We start from the raw sequence: 17,526 nt of genomic DNA on the forward strand, positions 1-17,526 counted from the left end.
TCGCATAAACGCTACCGTCCTTATAAGGACGCCGAAAGCGTTTTTACTTAGGGACAAGCCTTTCCGATTCATTAGATCTATTTGTGAACCTGCTATATTTGATTGCGGGTCTACTACTATTCAAGGAGGTATTTATGGAAAAACGTGTAGAAATGCAGCTAGGCGGAAGACGCCTTGTGCTGGAAACGGGCCGTCTAGCTAAACAAGCAAACGCAGCCGTTATGGTGCGTTATGGGGATACTTCGGTATTATGTACCGTTACGGCTTCGAAAGAGCCAAAGGATCTGGATTTTTTCCCCCTTACAGTTAACTATGAGGAAAGATTATATGCAGTAGGTAAAATTCCTGGCGGATTTATTAAACGGGAAGGCAGACCAAGTGAGAAAGCGATTCTGTCAAGCCGTTTGACAGACCGTCCAATCAGACCCCTGTTCCCTGAAGGATTCCGTAACGATGTTCAGGTATTGAACATGGTAATGAGTGTGGATCAGGACTGCGCACCAGATATTGCTGCTATGATCGGTACTTCAGCTGCACTTAGTATTTCCGATGTGCCTTTTGATGGACCAATCGGCGGCGTTGCTGTAGGTCGGGTTAATGGAGAATTTGTGATCAATCCGGATATGGCTCAGCAAGCAATCAGTGATATTTATGTAGTGGTTGCTGGAACGAAGGAAGCAATCATGATGGTTGAAGCGGAAGCGAACGAAGTGACGGAAGATGTGATGCTCGAAGCGATTATGTTCGGTCATGATGAAATCCGTAAGATCGTTGCAACCATCGAAGAACTGGTCAAAGTGGCTGGTAAAGAAAAAATGGCTGTGAAGCTGCATACAGTGAATGCTGACGTGAATACTGAGGTCCGCGCATTTGCTGAGGCTCGTCTGGTGGAAGCCGTTAAAATTGCTGAAAAACATGCTCGTCAGGAAGCGATTGATGTCGTTAATGATGAAGCGGTTGCGTATTTCGTAGAGAAGTACATAGAAGCACCGGAGCTTCTGAAAGATGTTAAAGAAGTCCTCCATGATATCGTGAAGGATGAAGTAAGACGTCTAATCACGCATGATAAGGTTCGTCCAGATGGACGTAAACTTGATGAAATCCGTCCGATTGAATGTGATACAAGCCTGTTGCCGCGTACACATGGTTCCGGTCTGTTCACACGTGGACAAACACAAATCCTTAGCGTTTGTACCCTTGGAGCACTAGGTGATGTGCAAATTCTCGACGGAATCGATCCTACTGAAACGAAACGTTTCATGCACCATTACAATTTCCCGCCGTTCAGCGTAGGGGAAGCTCGTCCGCTTAGAGCACCAGGACGACGTGAAATCGGTCACGGAGCACTTGGAGAACGTGCATTATCCAAGGTAATTCCTAGTGAAACTGAATTCCCGTACACGATTCGTCTAGTATCAGAAGCGATTGAATCTAACGGTTCTACATCCCAGGCAAGCATCTGTGCCAGTATTCTGGCTATGATGGACGCTGGTGTGCCAATCAAAGCTCCAGTAGCCGGAGTAGCAATGGGGCTGATTAAAGACGGAGAGCATGTCTCCATCCTGACGGATATTCAAGGTATGGAAGATCATCTCGGAGATATGGACTTCAAGGTAGCTGGTACAGCAGAAGGTGTTACAGCTATTCAAATGGACATTAAGATTGCCGGTATCGACCGCAACATTCTTCAGGAAGCACTTCAACAGGCTAAAGAAGGCCGTCTGTTCATCTTGGACAAAATGAATGAAGCGATCTCTGCGCCAAGACCTAATCTGTCCAAATATGCTCCTAAAATCATTATTATCAACATCAATCCGGACAAAATCCGTGATGTTATCGGTGCTGGTGGTAAGATTATCAATAAAATTATTGAAGAAACCGGCGTGAAAATCGACATCGAACAAGATGGCCGTGTCTTTATCGGTTCTTCAGATGAAGAAATGATCCAAAAGGCTCGTTCGATTATCGAAGGTCTTGTGCGTGAAGTACAAGTCGGAGAAATCTATGTGGGTACAGTTAGACGTATTGAGAAATTTGGTGCATTTGTTGAACTGATTCCGGGCAAAGACGGATTGGTACACATTTCCCAATTGTCCACTGAGCGTGTAGCTAAGGTAGAAGATGTTGTTGCTATTGGTGACACCATTACCGTTAAAGTTACCGAGATCGATCCACAAGGCCGGGTTAACCTGTCTCGTAAAGCGGTGTTGACTTCGGAAACTGGAGCTAAAGCGTAAGTTTGATCTTAGTAATAACCTTTACAAAAGGGATCTAATTTCATTATTAAAAGAGACAGAAGCGATTTGCGTTCTGGCTCTTTTTTTTATATGAAAGAAGTTGGAAAACTGTAGCAAACATTCCTATCTATTAGTCTTGTATCTGTTTATGACATAATTTCCTCCCTTGTCTCATAAATTGGGACAAAGTGTCTTTGTAATCGTGTGGAACGAACCTGAAATTCGTTTCTACCGGGGAGGAAGTCGTCATGAAGACGGAAAAAGTGGCATTAGTGGTTGCTTGTGTAGCAATCGTGATAGGAATTGGTAGCACACAGGGACCAGTCAAGGACATGCTTGCGCAATTGAAGCCGCAGGATGATCTTGCGGTGTGGATGGATATCCCTAAGGCGGCCAATAACGATCTTCGTCTGAGGATTGAGACCGCCGCGGCCAAACTAAATGCACCTCCAGTGGATGCAGTGGTTGACCGGGTGTGGAGAGCCATTCCGGGTTATAACGGACTTGAGATTGATGTAGAGAGTACCTATCGGAATGCTCTTTTGGCACCAAAAGAGCCCATAAAGTTAGTGTATCGGCAGATCGAACCAAAAGTATCGTTAAATGAACTGGGAGCAGAACCTATATATCGAGGAAATCCGGCGAAACCGATGGTATCACTGATGATTAATGTGGCTTGGGGGAATCAGTATATCGTGCCCATGCTGGATATTTTGGATGAAGAGAACGTGAAAGTTACGTTTTTTCTGGATGGAAGCTGGCTGAGCAAGAATCCAGAGCTTGCTGCAGAAATGTTAAAGCGTGGTCATGAGATGGAGAATCACGCCTATACCCACCCCAATATGAGTACTTTAAGTCGAGCGCGTGCTACAGTTGAGATTGAAAAGACGCAAAAGCTGCTAAAAGAATCACTTGGAGTCACTAATAAATGGTTCGCACCTCCATCTGGTGATTTCGATCAAGAGACAGTAGAAATTGCTAGCAGCTTGGGCTTAAAGACTGTACTCTGGACTGTGGATACGGTGGATTGGCGCAATCCTTCTCCTGAATCTATAGTTGCCAAAATCACAAGTAAAGCTGAATCCGGGACACTGGTTCTTATGCATCCTACTGCCTCATCCTCCAAGGCGCTGAAGGCCATGATACGCGGGATAAAGGCAAAAGGGTTACAGCTAGGAACAGTCAGCCAAACGCTGTCAGCGGAGCGTCTAATCCCCTCTGATGTTGAGTGAGTGATCTATTTCTGGTAGGATTATAGGCACGTGTATTAAATTAGATAGAACATGGCTATTGCCAGGAGGACATGAAGTGGAAAAAATAGTATTATCCAATGGATTACGAGTAGTGATGGAAAAAATTCCGACCGGCCGGTCCGTATCATTTGGAATTTGGGTGAAGACAGGTTCGCGGAATGAACACCCTGGAAACAACGGGATATCCCATTTTGTAGAGCATATGCTTTTTAAAGGTACGGACCGATATAGTGCTAAGGATATTGCCGAGCAGTTCGATGCTATTGGCGGCAATGTAAATGCGTTTACCTCTAAGGAATATACTTGCTATTATGCAAAGGTATTGGATGAGCATCTGCCTATCGCAGTAGATGTGTTAGCAGATATGTTCTTCCGTTCACGTATGGATGCTGAAGAGCTGGAGAAGGAAAAAAACGTCATCCTTGAGGAAATTTCTATGTGCGAGGATACACCAGACGACCTTGTGCATGATTTGATGTGTGCTGCTGCTTACAAGGATCATCCGCTTGCGTATTCTATCCTAGGCTTAAAGGAACGGCTGATGGAAATGAAGCCAGATGATCTTCGTGCTTACATGAAGGAGCAGTATACGATTGAGAATACGGTAATTAGTGTAGCGGGGAACATTAGTGATGGACTGATTGAGCTGCTGGAGCAGCATTTTGGTTCTTTTGCTAATCATGGCACATCTGCGCCGCTGACTCCACCGGATTATTATGGGGATTTGTTGTTTCACCGCAAAAAAACAGAACAGAATCATATCTGTCTTTCCTTACCAGGGGTCCGCTCTGGCGACCCAATGCAATATGCTATGGTGCTTATTAATAATGCCATTGGTGGGGGGATGAGCTCACGGATGTTCCAAGAGATTCGTGAAAAACGTGGCCTAGCTTATTCTGTATATTCATACCACAGTTCTCAGGCGGATTCTGGTTTATTCACGGTCTATGCTGGAACAGCACCGAAGCAAACTAAGGATGTAACAGAGCTAATTAAGGAAATGATGTACGAACTTGCTACTAAGGGTCTTAGTGAAGATGAACTGCGAAAAGGCAAGGAGCAGCTTAAAGGTAGCCTTATTCTTAGCCTGGAAAGCACTAGTAGCCGGATGAATCGGATTGGGAAAAATGAACTCATGCTCGGAAAACATAACACATTAGACGATATGATCGCCAAGATTCAGTTAGTAACGATGGACAATATCAACAGTGTGCTTGATAATATGTTTGCTGAGCCGCTTTCTTTAGCGATGGTAGGTTCAACAGATAAAGCTATTGCAAATGTTAGGAGAGATGATCTTGTCTTATTACGTACAAATCAATAAACTAGCTGGAAACGAGGATGTTAATCTTCCTTGTAAAATGTCAGAACAGGCTTCCGGGTATGATCTTTATGCCGCGGTTGAAAGAGAAGTCGTGCTTGCTCCTGGAGAACGTGCATTAATTCCAACAGGCATATCATTAGCTATGCCAGACGGATTAGAAGCTCAGATTCGCCCACGAAGTGGACTGGCCTTGAAGCATGGGATTACGTGTTTGAACACACCTGGAACGATTGATGCAGATTATCGTGGAGAGATCAAAGTGTTGTTGATCAATCTAGGGCAAGAGCCATTTGCTATTGCTCGCAATGAGCGTATTGCCCAAATGGTGTTTCAAGCGGTTCCAGTGGTCACTTTGGTTGAAGTAGATACTTTATCCGAAACAGAACGTGGAGCCGGAGGCTTCGGTCACACTGGCAAATAATATGACTTATTAAAAAGCTTGCGAATTTATGCCTAATCGGCGTGATTCGCGAGCTTTTTTTTCGTTTAAATATGACGATTTATAAGTTTCACACATTTAAGCCTGCATGGTAATTCTTCTCCGCTTTTCACCCATTAAGAATGCCCAGCATAAGATGCTCTATAGTCGATAGTGTATGTTGAAAGGAGCGTCATCCCTATGCTTACTGGCGTCAGGATCGTGTTCCTGGGCGGGGACGCGAGACAGCTTGAAGTGATTCGGAAATGTGTGGAATTGGATGCGACGGTAAGCGCTGCCGGGTTCGATAAATGGGAAACCCCTTGCCCAGGGGTGAGCCTGGAACAGATGACGGTAGAGCTGCTTAGTAATGCAGATGTATTAGTGTTGCCTACGATTGGTTGTGATGATGAAGGAAATATCAGTGCTTTATTTTCTTCTGAACGCTTGATGCTCTTGGAAGAACATTTTGCTGCTCTGCCACCCCATTGTTTGGTGTATAGCGGTATGGCTAAAAGCTACTTACGCGGCATGTGCGCCAAGCATTCGTTAAAGTTAATTGAATTGCTTAATCGTGATGATGTAGCCATCTACAACTCCATCCCAACAGCGGAAGGGGCATTGGTTATGGCCATACAGAACACGGATTTTACCATTCACAGTTCCAAATCGATGGTACTGGGCTTGGGCAGAACGGGTTTTACAATGGCAAGAAGCCTGCAAGGGTTGGGTGCTAGTGTCAAAACCGGAGTTAGAAAACAGGAACATTATGCACGTGCTGAGGAAATGGGCTGGAAGCCGTTTATGACCAGTGAACTGTTGCTTCATGTGCCGGATGTTGATCTAATATTTAATACGATTCCAAGTATGATCATCACCGCACAAGTGCTTTCACGTATCTCACCGAATTGCTTAATTATTGACCTGGCTTCCGCTCCAGGTGGATGTGACTTTCGTTATGCGGAGAAAAGAGGAATTAAAGCGATGCTGGCACCTGGACTCCCTGGCATTGTAGCTCCTAAAAGCGCTGGGATTATTATGGCAAATGCGCTGGTTCAGTCGATATCGGACGAGGCTTTAATCAAGGGGGACGAATAAAATGGATTGGCACGGAAAAACAGTAGGGTATGCGATTACCGGATCTCACTGCACATTTGCGGAGGTAATGCCGCAAATTCAACGCTTCGTAGATGGAGGAGCAAACGTAGTGCCCATAGTTTCAGCATCCGTACTAGGCACCGACACCCGCTTTGGAACATCGCAAAATTGGCTAAAACAGTTGAAAGATATAACAGGTAATGATATCATTTCTACAATTGTTGAAGCGGAACCGCTGGGTCCTTCCAAGCTGCTGGATGTGCTTACCATAGCACCTTGCACTGGAAATACAACGAGTAAATTGGCAAATGCTATGACCGATAGTCCAGTGCTCATGGCTGCGAAATCGCAGATGCGCAATGGACGTCCACTTGTTCTCGCGATATCTACCAATGATGGCTTAGGTCTTAATGCCGCAAATATTGCAAAGCTTCTCGTGGCTAAACATATTTATTTTGTGCCATTCGGACAGGATAACCCTGAGGGCAAACCTAATTCGTTAGTAGCGCGTATGGATCTTATCCCAGAAGCTTGCTATGCCGCTTTGCAAGGTAAACAACTACAGCCGATGATTATTGAAAAGTTTCATTCCGTCTAGAATAAGGCGGAATCGGTGGAGCTAGTTGCGGATAATAAAAGGGGAGATGCACTAAATGAGCAATGAGAAGTTAAATGCCGCCTTGGTCGGAGTTGCTTCTTAATCAATAGACGCGGTCGTTAACGCTCAAAGCCAAGATCTGCTAAACCCATTGCTGAGATCATTGCTACCAAAAAATATAAGCTTACTGCTACCGTCCTCATTTCGAGGGCGGTACAACCATTTTTCAAATTAAAAGAAAATTACTTAAGAAATAAGCTTACGTACTGTAAAGGAATTTCTCATTAGAAACGAAATGAATTCTATTTACGAACGATTAGTGTGTTTGCTTTGACAATAATGGAGGAATTATACATGGGTATTCTGGTACAAAAATTCGGAGGAACATCACTCTCAACACCGCAAGCTAGAGAGCACGTCATTCGTAATGTCAAACGGGAGCTCGCTAGTGGCTATAGTCTGGTCATCGTTGTTTCGGCTATGGGCAGACGCGGAGAACCTTATGCAACGGATACGCTGCTGGATTGGGCCGTACAGAATGGAGATTCACTTCCAGAGCGTGAGAAGGATCTCTTGATGTGCTGTGGTGAGATTATCTCTGCGACTACACTTTGTGGATTGCTGGAGAATGAAGGGATTGCTTCTACGGTATTAACGGGAGCTCAGGCTGGTTTCTTGACCGATAGCAACTATGGCAATGCAAGAATTCTAGATGTACGTCCTGAACGAGTTCTCCGCGAATTGCGTGAAGGTAAAGTGGTTATAGTGACAGGGTTCCAAGGACAGACTGAAGCGGGTGATTTGACGACTTTAGGACGTGGAGGAAGTGATACCTCTGCGACTGCACTGGGTGCTGCTCTTCATGCAGATATGGTTGATATCTATACAGACGTTAATGGGATTCTTACAGCAGATCCGCGGATCGTTGAAGATGCTAAACCGTTAACTTATGTTAGTTATACAGAAATTTGTAATATGGCTCATCAAGGAGCAAAGGTCATCCATCCGCGTGCGGTTGAGATTGCTATGCAGGCACAAATTCCAGTACGTGTTCGTTCAACATTTTCTGAGAATGAAGGAACGCTGGTTACGAATCCAGAAGGATTCAACGACATTCAGTCTGGCGGCATTGTAGATCGCTTCGTAACAGGGATTGCATATGTCAGCAACGTCACACAGATTTCTGTGGAGTGTCCAGATGGAAATGGTACGGGCGTTCAACTGCAAATTTTTAAAAGTATGGCTGACAACGGAATAAGCGTTGATTTTATTAATGTAACACCTACGGAAGCTCTTTATACTGTGTTCGATGACAAATCAGAAAAGGCCATCTCAGTTCTTCAGCAATTGGGCCTGCGTCCTAAGAGTTTATCAGGTTGTGCAAAAGTTTCCGTTATCGGAGGCGGAATTAATGGTGTGCCTGGTATTATGGCTCGTATCGTTGAGGCACTTAGCTCACAAAATATTCAGATTCTCCAATCCGCAGATTCGAATACAACGATTTGGGTGCTGGTGAAGAAAGAGGATATGGTGCAGTCCCTGCGTTCGCTGCACGCTATGTTTGAATTGCACCGCTAAGGAGGAATTCAAAGTGGATTTCGGAAGATTAATAACAGCCATGGTAACTCCCTTTGACGGGGATGGAGAAATCAACTGGGATGTAACTTCACAGCTTGTCGATTATTTAATTGAGGAACAGAAATCAGAGGCTTTGGTTGTCTGTGGCACAACTGGGGAATCCCCTACGTTAAGTGATGAGGAGAAACTGCAGCTGTTTTCTTTCGTACTAGAGAAGGCGAATGGTCGCTGTAAAATTATTGCTGGAACAGGCAGTAATAACACGAAGCACTCTATTCACCTCACGAAGGAAGCGGAGAAAATAGGTGTGGACGGCGTACTTTTGGTCGTTCCTTATTACAATAAGCCTAATCAGGAAGGGCTCTATCAGCATTTTTCTACGATTGCTTCGGAGACTTCATTACCAGTTATGCTGTATAATGTTCCCGGTCGCACGGGTGTGAGTATGAGCGTAGACACAACCCTTCGACTTGCAGAAATTTCGAATATTGTTGCGACAAAAGAATGTGCATCTGTCGATCAAGTGACACTTATCGCTTCTGCGTGTGCCGATGACTTCCGTGTATATACTGGTGATGATTCAGCGGGCTTAGCTAGTCTAGCCGTAGGTGGATACGGAATTATCAGCGTAGCTAGTCATGTGGTTGGTGCACAGATGTCAGAAATGATCTATGCATACAGCTCCGGAAATGTGCAGCGAGCGGCAGAGATTCATCGGAAACTGTTCCCAATTTTTAAGGGATTATTCGAATGCCCGCAACCGCTACCGAATCCTTCCGCGGTCAAATATGCTTTAACTCTGAAGGGTCTGCCTGTTGGAGGCGTCAGATTGCCGCTTATTTCACCTACGGAAGCGGAAGCGGCCTTTATTGAAGCGCTATTTCACTAAGTGCTGAACAATGATATTCTTGTGTTTAAACCGGCTTCTCCTGTGGAGAGCCGGTTTTTATATTTATTATATTTTGCTAAAATAATGGGTCACATTTAAGGAAAGAATTTGGATACGAGATAGGGTGACTTGTCTTTTGCCAAAAAAATCATGTATAATGATCTTAAGTGACTGGGTGCGGTTAAAATTAAATATGCGGTAATCTTCCGTCAATGGTTTACATTGTGAGACAGGATAGGTCCCAAGATGAGTCTGTGTAAATGATTGAAATGTCTTCGCGCGAGGGGCGCGACGGTGAATTTTGACGGCATTTGTCCGTTTCAATATGAACTTTACTGCCCGGAATCGGGAGCTTTCGCATTGCGCATTTTACAGATATCAGGAATATCCTTGTTAATTAGGAAGCTATCAGCTGTTTGAAGAATGTGTTCAGCGCCGCTGAAATAATCGAAGTTCAATATTTACCAATAAAAGTATGACGTCCAACATCATAGGAGGGTTAGATTCATTTGTCCAAAAAAAACAACAACGATAAATTGATGATTTTCGCATTGGGCGGAGTCGGAGAAATCGGGAAAAACATGTATGTCATTCAATATGGAGCTGACATTGTAGTCGTGGATTCGGGACTTAAGTTCCCGGAAGAAGATATGCTCGGTATTGATATTGTAATTCCTGATATCTCTTATTTGACAGAGAACCGTGACAAGGTAAGAGGAATTGTACTTACCCACGGACACGAGGATCACATCGGTGGTCTCCCATATGTCCTGAAGAATTTGAATGTTCCGGTTTACGGAACAAGACTTACATTAGGACTTGTAGAAAACAAATTGAAGGAAGCGAACTTACTGGGTGACACCAAACGGATTCTGATCAATGAAGATTCAGAAATTCAACTGGGAAGTTCACTCAAAGTTACTTTCTTCAGAACCAATCACAGTATTCCTGATTCCGTCGGTGTGTGCATCGAAACACCGGAGGGTAACGTAGTTCATACGGGAGATTTCAAATTTGACCACACTCCAGTCAACGGTCAATTTGCAAATTTGCATCGGATGGCTGAAATTGGTCAGAAGGGCGTGCTTGCTCTTTTGTCGGATAGTACAAATGCTGAGAAACCAGGCTTTACCCCATCTGAAAAGAATGTCGGTATTGTTCTGGAAGATATTTTCCGCAAAGCTGAACAACGTGTCGTTGTAGCAACCTTTGCTTCCAATGTGCACCGTATTCAGCAAGTGGTTAATGCGGCAGAATCCACAGGTCGTAAAATTACAGTAATTGGCCGTAGTATGGTAAACGTTGTATCTATTGCTTCTGAGCTTGGATATCTGAACGTACCTGACGGTATGCTGATCGAGCCTGAAGAAATGAACAGAATGGCAGCGAACCGTGTCGTTGTTCTTTGCACAGGATCCCAAGGCGAGCCAATGTCTGCATTGACCCGTATGGCACGTTCCAGTCATCGTAAAGTAGATATCTTGCCAGGTGATACTGTTATTATTGCAGCAACACCGGTACCAGGTAACGAGAAATATGTAGGTCGTACCATTGATGAATTGTTCCGTCTTGGCGCTAACGTAATCTATAGCGGTTCCAATTCTGGCGTTCACGTATCCGGTCACGGTAGCCAGGAAGAGCTTAAGCTTATGCTCAATCTGATGAAACCTAAATATTTCATTCCAATTCACGGTGAATACCGTATGCAACGCAAACATGCGCTTTTGGCAGAATCCGTAGGCGTAGAGTCTCAGAACATTTTCATCACTGAAATCGGTGAGATTGTGGAAATTCAAGGCGGTGCCGCTCGTAAAGCTGGTAAAGTAACGGCTGGTAACGTATTGATTGACGGTCTGGGTGTAGGTGATGTAGGTAATATTGTATTGCGTGACCGTAAGTTACTGTCTCAAGATGGTATTTTGGTTGTCGTGGTTACATTAAGCAAACAGAATGGTGCAATTGTCTCCGGACCTGACATCATTTCTCGTGGTTTCGTTTATGTCCGTGAGTCCGAAGGACTGCTTGACGAAGCGAACCGAATTGTTTCGAGTACACTACAGCGCCTGATGAGTGAGAAAGTAAATGAGTGGGCATCGCTTAAAACAAGCGTAAAAGATTCACTCGGTCGTTTCTTATATGAGCAAACGCGTCGTAGACCGATGATTTTGCCAATTATCATGGAAGTGTGAGGAGAATTCTCCTTAAATAAATATATAGCTTGGGCATTGGCCCCTTTTCCCCGGAAATATTGGACGGTTTCTACGGGAAAAGGGGTTTTTGTATTGTTTATATTTATATCATGAGGAGAGCTTTGCATAATGCGGGGCCCTGAAATGTCATACTAATGAAAGTTAGTAAGGCTATAGCAGACCAGAGCTGCATAAGAAAAGGGAGAGCTGCGAAGATGAACTACATGAATGGATCAAATGGAGCAAAGAATGAGGAAGTTATACCACAAGAGGGAAATCCAAGTACAAATGAAAATATGCCGCCCACGACAATGGGTGCACTGAAAGAGCTTGGACAAACAGCGGTACCTACTGGTGAACCGGATATCTTTTGCATAACGATCATCGGTCAGATTGAAGGCCATATTGTAATGCCTCCTCAGAACAAAACGACAAAATACGAACATATCATTCCCCAGCTGGTGGCAGCTGAACAGAATAAGAATATTAAAGGTCTGCTTATTATTTTAAATACGGTTGGTGGAGATGTAGAAGCTGGTCTAGCGATTGCCGAAATGATTTCTTCGCTCTCTAAACCAACGGTAACAGTAGTCATTGGAGGGGGCCATAGTATTGGCGTTCCGATCGCTGTATCCTCTACGTATTCAATTATTGCGGAAAGTGCAACGATGACGATACATCCGATTCGTATGAATGGTTTAGTAATTGGAGTGCCACAGACGTTCGAATACATGGAAAAAATGCAGGAGCGTGTAGTGAAATTCGTTACTTCTCATTCTCGGATTTCTGAAGAACAGTTCCGTGATCTCATGTTTAAGACAGGTGAGCTCAATCGTGATATTGGAACAGCCGTTGGGGGGTTGGACGCCGTTAAATATGGTCTCATGGATGAGGTGGGCGGGATCGGAGCTGCCTTAGCGCATCTTAACCGGATGATTGGTGGAGATCTCTCTGCAGCGCCTACAGCAGCGATTTCGGGAGGGTTTACGCAATGACACTCTACACGATAATGTCGATGGAACAGGTGTGGGAGGGTGCCTTTAATAATTACGCTGCAACGCGAGAAGTAAGTGTTCAAGGGATGCTCATGCAGGTTGAGCCGATGGAGGAAGGACGCGCGCGCATAGTTAGATTGCTGGATTGTCCTTTGGAGCGATATTTGGATCCGTCGTTCTCTCCAGGAGCGATAATTACGTTAACATAAAGATTCATTTTTTGACAAAAGAGAACATAGGTACGCCACGCCATTATATGGTATAATGTTGTTCCGGGGGTGGCTGGCGTGGCTAAACGAAAAAAGAAAAAGAAAAAAGCGCTGCTCGGCAGCGTTTTAAAATATGAAATTTATGGAATTTTACTAATAACGATATCCGTTATTGCTCTGTCCGGTGAAGCGGCGGTAGGGCGGTCACTTTCAAGTATGGCGGGTTATTTATTAGGGAGATTTTATTTTGTGTTGCCGCTTATTGGTATTTTTTATGGGCTTATGGTTATGATCCATCGAAGATGGCCTTCTTCTTGGAACAGTCGGCATACAGGCGTGCTTTTGCTTCTGCTTTCCATGTGCCTTATGAGTACGATTTCTGCAATGGAGCAGAAGCTTGGCCCGTTGTCCTTGCTCCATCCTGGCAACGTGATGACACAAATACATAATGATCTTTCGGGATCTCTTTCGCCTGGTGTTAACAATAGTAATGTCTATATGCTGGGTAAGGATATAAGTGGTGGATATATCGGCGGGTTGGAGTATGCTGCGCTGCTGTGGCTCTTTGGTAGTCTGGGCGCTAAGCTGCTCATGATAGTTATGCTTGCCATCAGCTTTATGTTAATTACAAATCTCTCTTATGTAGAGATTATTACTCTTTTACGAGTTCGTACGGTTAAGTTTGTGGAGGGGATTCGTCTCCATGCGGCAAACCGTCCGAAGGCAGTCCCGGTAGCGGCTAGACCTTCTAAATCAGCTGCCCAGGCTAAGACTCGGCAGGTGAAGCAGCCTGTCTATGAAGAAGATGACGAAGAGGAAGAAGACGATCGATATTTACCTAACCGCAAGCAACCTGTTCTTTTGAAAAAAATATCCGGTTGGTTCTCAGGCTCCACCCGTTCAGAGGCTGAAGCCGATTCTGGGAATGATGATCAAGGTCCAATTGTAACCAGTGCTTCGCACGGTCCGATCATTTCCGGGCTTTCAGTAGATAGTCGTGTGACTTCACTTGAGGATATTCATCAGGATTTTGATGATGCAGATATGGATATGGAACCTGTGACGCCAATTATCCGCGACTTCTTTGAGCATATCCGCTCAGAAGGGTTGAATGAGGAAGATAGGGAGGATTGGAGTGAATTCTCTCCAGCGGCTCGTGGTGTTACTAGCAAAGCTCCTGTTACTGGGGCTAATCCAATTCATCAACAGATTTCAGATGAGCCTGAGGAGAATGTGAACATAGACTTGAATGGATTGCTAAGTGCTACTCCGGATGGCGAGATCGTTCCTGCACCACCAGCACCACCTCCACCAAAGCCTTATAAGTTGCCATCTTTCCGTCTTCTAGCTAAACCTAACAACAGCGGCAAAGCGGGAGATCAGAATGATTATATGCAGACAGCCCGTAAGCTAGAAGCTACACTTGAGAGCTTTGGAGTAAGGGCAAAGGTTCTTGAAGTAGTTAGAGGTCCAGCGGTTACACGGTATGAAATTCAGCCGGATATTGGTGTTAAGGTTAGCCGTATTGTTAATCTGACGGATGACATTGCACTTGCTCTTGCTGCCAAAGATATACGTATGGAAGCACCCATTCCGGGTAAATCAGCAATTGGAATAGAGGTGCCAAATTCCGAAGTGTCTGTTGTTACTATGCGTGAAGTTATGGAAACACAGATCTTTCAGGAAGCAGAGTCCAGATTATCGATTGCCTTTGGACGTGATATTTCGGGTCAGACAATTATCGGTAATTTAGCGAAGATGCCCCATTTATTGGTGGCTGGTGCAACGGGTTCTGGTAAATCGGTTTGTATTAACGGGATTATTACGAGTATTTTATACAAAGCTAAACCTGATGAAGTCAAATTCCTGATGGTGGACCCGAAGATGGTAGAGCTGAATGTCTATAATGGGATTCCGCATCTTCTGGCTCCAGTGGTTACTGATCCGAAGCGGGCGAGCTTAGCTTTAAAGAAGATCGTTGTGGAAATGGAGAAAAGGTATGAACTCTTCTCCAAATCGGGAACACGGAACATGGAAGGCTATAATAAGCTGATGGCTGAGAATCCAGCGGCTATTCTTCCTTATATTGTTGTTATTGTGGACGAGCTTGCGGATTTGATGATGGTTGCCGCTAACGATGTAGAGGATGCTATCTGTCGACTCGCACAGATGGCGCGTGCAGCTGGTATTCATCTAATTATCGCTACCCAGCGTCCTTCCGTAGATGTCATTACAGGTTTGATTAAGGCTAATATTCCTTCTCGTATAGCTTTTGGTGTATCGTCCAATGTAGACTCTCGAACCATTCTGGATATGCCAGGCGCGGAGAAGCTTTTGGGTCGAGGAGACATGCTGTTCTTACCGATGGGGGCTTCTAAACCGATTCGAGTACAGGGTGCTTTTATGAGCGATCAGGAGGTTGAGACGATCGTTCAATATGTCAGTAGTCAAGGGGAAGCAGAATATGATGAGTCTATTGTTCCAGAAGTAGATGACACAATCGCAGAAGATCAGGAACCTCAGGATGAGTTATATGAGCAGGCCGTAACGATCGTGCTTGAAGCGAAGCAGGCTTCGGTCTCGCTTCTACAGCGCCGGATGAGGGTTGGTTACACCCGTGCAGCCCGTTTGATTGACTCCATGGAGGCTCGTGGGGTCATTGGGCCATACGAGGGCAGCAAGCCGCGTGAGGTGCTTGTGTCACTGGAGCAATATCAGCATAACAAGATCAGTTCTTAAGCTGGACAAGTCAGTTCTAGCATTTAATAGACAGTGAGAAGGGGCGGTGCTCAAGTAGTTTGTACTACTTGGGCACCGCCCCTTACTCTGCTGAAGAAGTGTAAACGCCCCTTCAAATAATGGTCTTTGTGAAGCTGCATTAAAGAATTAGGGAATTTCTCCCTGAAATACTGATATTATGGCCCTCAGAATTACAATTAGGGAAAAGTTCCCTATAATTTATTAATTTTGGTAATAAATAAAGGAATTGGCCTGATTTTTAGGGAGGAATTCCCTGATTTCATTCAATATTAGGAAATATCGAATATTTTTAGGGAGTTTTTCCCTAAAAGTGCGAACCTGCACTTGGACTATACTATAAAAAGGAAGCTACCCTGATTAGCCATTTATGGCTTTGGGGCAGCTTCTTTTTATAAAATGATGATAAAAAAGAGTTTTGACATATAGCTGATCTAAAAGTCCGGTTTTACCCCATTCATTAAACAATACTACCCATCTTATCAAATAAGGACAGAGGATTAGTAGGCATAAATCCATATTGGAGATTAAAGGGATTATTGTGCTCCATTGATTGTTTTTAAGCTGCTACGCGATGTAAGAGAAAGATTTGCTTTGTACAAAATCAAGTAATACTCCTGAAGCTCCTCGGTGCGTAAGAATTGAATAGTCATCCCTTTTCCACCATGAAGAATATGAAAGCTACTGATCTCATGTGCTACATCATCAATCTTAATTTGGGTCTTGCCGTGTACGATCAATAAAAATGCGCTTGAGGGTAGCTTATATTGTGAATTCATATCACTAAAAGGTTGAGAAGTATGACGTATATCTATAATTTCAATTAATGCGTGGTTCCACAGTAAAATGTGTCCTTTAAATTCATGATTCATATCAACTCCATGGTTTTCTTATTTCGATTATAATTGATAATCATTCTCAATTACAATGGAAAGCTATTTCTTCTTTTTAGTAATGCATAGGATGCGCTGACAGTCGTCATAATAACTTTAGCCATCCATGCAGAACTTACAAAAGAAAGGTAGAGCGAACCCTATGAAGAAACAAAAGATGTGGATATTTGCTGCTTTAACTCTTGCACTTGCTGCCGCGCCGTTTGCAGGAACGTTTTTCAAGGGGAATGGCATTGTTCAGACCAAGCAAAGTGCTGCTGCGTCATTTGTCCACGAGTTAAATAATCCTGACGAAGAAGCCTTGCCGGCTTTCAGTACAACACCCATTAAGCTTGGGTCCACGGGTCAGGATGTCTATGAATTGCAGGGACGATTAAAGCATTTAGGTTATTATGCCGGAAAAATAGACAGTCAGTTTGGGCCGAAAACGAAGAATGCAGTCACTTGGTTTCAATGGAAGTTCGGAATGAAGTCTGATGGCATTGTAGGTGCCAAAACGAAGCTGAAGCTGTATAACGCCACGAAGAACTGGAAGCCGACTGAGCCTTCTACGGGCACGGGAAATAAGACAGCAGAGGGAAACACTGGCAATAAAACAAATACGACAGATAAATCGAATTCTCCAGGGTTGTCTTCAGGCAATTCGATGGGTTTATCGGAGAATGATCTGAAGATCATGGCCAATGCCGTGTATGGAGAAGCCAGAGGTGAGCCTTTTGAAGGTCAGGTTGCTGTGGCTGCGGTCATTTTAAATCGTGTGAAATCACCTAGTTTCCCGAATACGCCGTCTGGTGTTATTTTTCAACCGAGAGCATTTACAGCTGTAGCCGATGGCCAAATCTATCTGGAGCCAAATGAGCAAGCACGTAAGGCAGTACAGCAAGCACTCAGTGGTTGGGATCCATCCGGAGGATGTCTGTATTACTTCAACCCTAAAACGGCTACCTCAAAATGGATTTGGAGCCGGCCTCAGGTTAAGACGATAGGTCAGCATATTTTCTGTATGTAGAACAGTAGGATAGAGAATTCAAAGAGCAACCGGGAAGAGGCTTCCGGTTGCTTCCTTACTTTGGAATGGTTTAGAATGG

14 protein-coding genes are annotated in these 17,526 nt (G+C 44.3%); 13 read left to right on the forward strand and 1 reads right to left on the reverse strand.

The window, feature by feature from the left end:
* Positions 1 to 134: 134 nt before the first annotated feature.
* The 12 genes from pnp (at position 135) to CA598_RS17545 (ending at position 15,527) form a co-directional block, all read left to right on the forward strand.
* Positions 135 to 2,237: a polyribonucleotide nucleotidyltransferase gene (gene pnp, locus CA598_RS17490; RefSeq protein ID WP_094877303.1), complete on the forward strand. Its 2,103-nt coding sequence runs from the start codon at positions 135 to 137 to the stop codon at positions 2,235 to 2,237.
* Between the two features lie 248 nt (positions 2,238 to 2,485).
* On the forward strand, positions 2,486 to 3,469 hold the full coding sequence (locus CA598_RS17495; RefSeq protein ID WP_094877304.1) for a polysaccharide deacetylase family protein: 984 nt from the start codon (positions 2,486 to 2,488) through the stop codon (positions 3,467 to 3,469).
* Positions 3,470 to 3,545: 76 nt separating this feature from the next.
* On the forward strand, positions 3,546 to 4,814 hold the full coding sequence (locus CA598_RS17500) for a M16 family metallopeptidase (RefSeq protein ID WP_094870285.1): 1,269 nt from the start codon (positions 3,546 to 3,548) through the stop codon (positions 4,812 to 4,814).
* Positions 4,789 to 5,235 (forward strand): dUTP diphosphatase, encoded by a 447-nt coding sequence (dut, locus tag CA598_RS17505; RefSeq protein ID WP_179283695.1) that lies wholly within the window; start codon positions 4,789 to 4,791, stop codon positions 5,233 to 5,235. Before CA598_RS17500 ends, dut begins: the two co-directional genes overlap by 26 nt.
* A gap of 198 nt (positions 5,236 to 5,433) precedes the next feature.
* Complete coding sequence (gene dpsA / locus CA598_RS17510) at positions 5,434 to 6,330, forward strand: dipicolinate synthase subunit DpsA (RefSeq protein ID WP_094877306.1); 897 nt, start codon at positions 5,434 to 5,436, stop codon at positions 6,328 to 6,330.
* 1 nt (position 6,331) lies between these two features.
* Positions 6,332 to 6,928, forward strand: a complete 597-nt coding sequence (locus CA598_RS17515) for a dipicolinate synthase subunit B (protein WP_042189406.1) — start codon at positions 6,332 to 6,334, stop codon at positions 6,926 to 6,928.
* Positions 6,929 to 7,282: 354 nt separating this feature from the next.
* Complete coding sequence (gene dapG, locus CA598_RS17520; RefSeq protein ID WP_094870282.1) at positions 7,283 to 8,506, forward strand: aspartate kinase; 1,224 nt, start codon at positions 7,283 to 7,285, stop codon at positions 8,504 to 8,506.
* Positions 8,507 to 8,519: 13 nt separating this feature from the next.
* Positions 8,520 to 9,395, forward strand: a complete 876-nt coding sequence (dapA, locus tag CA598_RS17525; RefSeq protein WP_094877307.1) for a 4-hydroxy-tetrahydrodipicolinate synthase — start codon at positions 8,520 to 8,522, stop codon at positions 9,393 to 9,395.
* 509 nt (positions 9,396 to 9,904) lie between these two features.
* Entirely contained in the window at positions 9,905 to 11,584 is a 1,680-nt protein-coding gene (locus tag CA598_RS17530) for a ribonuclease J (protein WP_042189403.1), read from the forward strand.
* 215 nt (positions 11,585 to 11,799) lie between these two features.
* Complete coding sequence (locus CA598_RS17535) at positions 11,800 to 12,579, forward strand: ClpP family protease (protein ID WP_179283696.1); 780 nt, start codon at positions 11,800 to 11,802, stop codon at positions 12,577 to 12,579.
* Positions 12,576 to 12,788: a YlzJ-like family protein gene (locus tag CA598_RS17540; protein ID WP_094877308.1), complete on the forward strand. Its 213-nt coding sequence runs from the start codon at positions 12,576 to 12,578 to the stop codon at positions 12,786 to 12,788. The genes CA598_RS17535 and CA598_RS17540 overlap by 4 nt, the downstream gene beginning before the upstream one ends.
* A gap of 78 nt (positions 12,789 to 12,866) precedes the next feature.
* Positions 12,867 to 15,527 (forward strand): FtsK/SpoIIIE family DNA translocase, encoded by a 2,661-nt coding sequence (locus CA598_RS17545; RefSeq protein WP_094877309.1) that lies wholly within the window; start codon positions 12,867 to 12,869, stop codon positions 15,525 to 15,527.
* A gap of 554 nt (positions 15,528 to 16,081) precedes the next feature.
* Here the strand turns inward: CA598_RS17545 and CA598_RS17550 are convergent.
* Positions 16,082 to 16,417, reverse strand: coding sequence for a hypothetical protein (locus CA598_RS17550; protein WP_094877310.1), 336 nt, complete (start codon positions 16,415 to 16,417; stop codon positions 16,082 to 16,084).
* A 163-nt stretch (positions 16,418 to 16,580) separates the two neighbouring features.
* On the opposite strand from CA598_RS17550, the gene sleB reads away from it, so the two are divergent.
* Positions 16,581 to 17,447, forward strand: coding sequence for a spore cortex-lytic enzyme (gene sleB, locus CA598_RS17555; RefSeq protein WP_094870303.1), 867 nt, complete (start codon positions 16,581 to 16,583; stop codon positions 17,445 to 17,447).
* Positions 17,448 to 17,526 lie beyond the last annotated feature (79 nt).

This window comes from Paenibacillus sp. VTT E-133291, from assembly GCF_002264395.1.
Taxonomy (GTDB): Bacteria; Bacillota; Bacilli; order Paenibacillales; family Paenibacillaceae; genus Paenibacillus_AQ; species Paenibacillus_AQ nitricinens.

Excerpts from the sequence above, each read along its gene's own strand:
- pnp (WP_094877303.1), top strand. The coding sequence starts at position 135 with ATGGAAAAACGTGTAGAAATGCAGCTAGGCGGAAGACGCCTTGTGCTG.
- CA598_RS17495 (WP_094877304.1), top strand. The coding sequence starts at position 2,486 with ATGAAGACGGAAAAAGTGGCATTAGTGGTTGCTTGTGTAGCAATCGTG.
- dpsA (WP_094877306.1), top strand. The coding sequence starts at position 5,434 with ATGCTTACTGGCGTCAGGATCGTGTTCCTGGGCGGGGACGCGAGACAG.
- CA598_RS17515 (WP_042189406.1), top strand. The coding sequence starts at position 6,332 with ATGGATTGGCACGGAAAAACAGTAGGGTATGCGATTACCGGATCTCAC.
- dapG (WP_094870282.1), top strand. The coding sequence starts at position 7,283 with ATGGGTATTCTGGTACAAAAATTCGGAGGAACATCACTCTCAACACCG.
- CA598_RS17535 (WP_179283696.1), top strand. The coding sequence starts at position 11,800 with ATGAACTACATGAATGGATCAAATGGAGCAAAGAATGAGGAAGTTATA.
- CA598_RS17540 (WP_094877308.1), top strand. The coding sequence starts at position 12,576 with ATGACACTCTACACGATAATGTCGATGGAACAGGTGTGGGAGGGTGCC.
- CA598_RS17550 (WP_094877310.1), bottom strand. The coding sequence starts at position 16,417 with ATGAATCATGAATTTAAAGGACACATTTTACTGTGGAACCACGCATTA.
- sleB (WP_094870303.1), top strand. The coding sequence starts at position 16,581 with ATGAAGAAACAAAAGATGTGGATATTTGCTGCTTTAACTCTTGCACTT.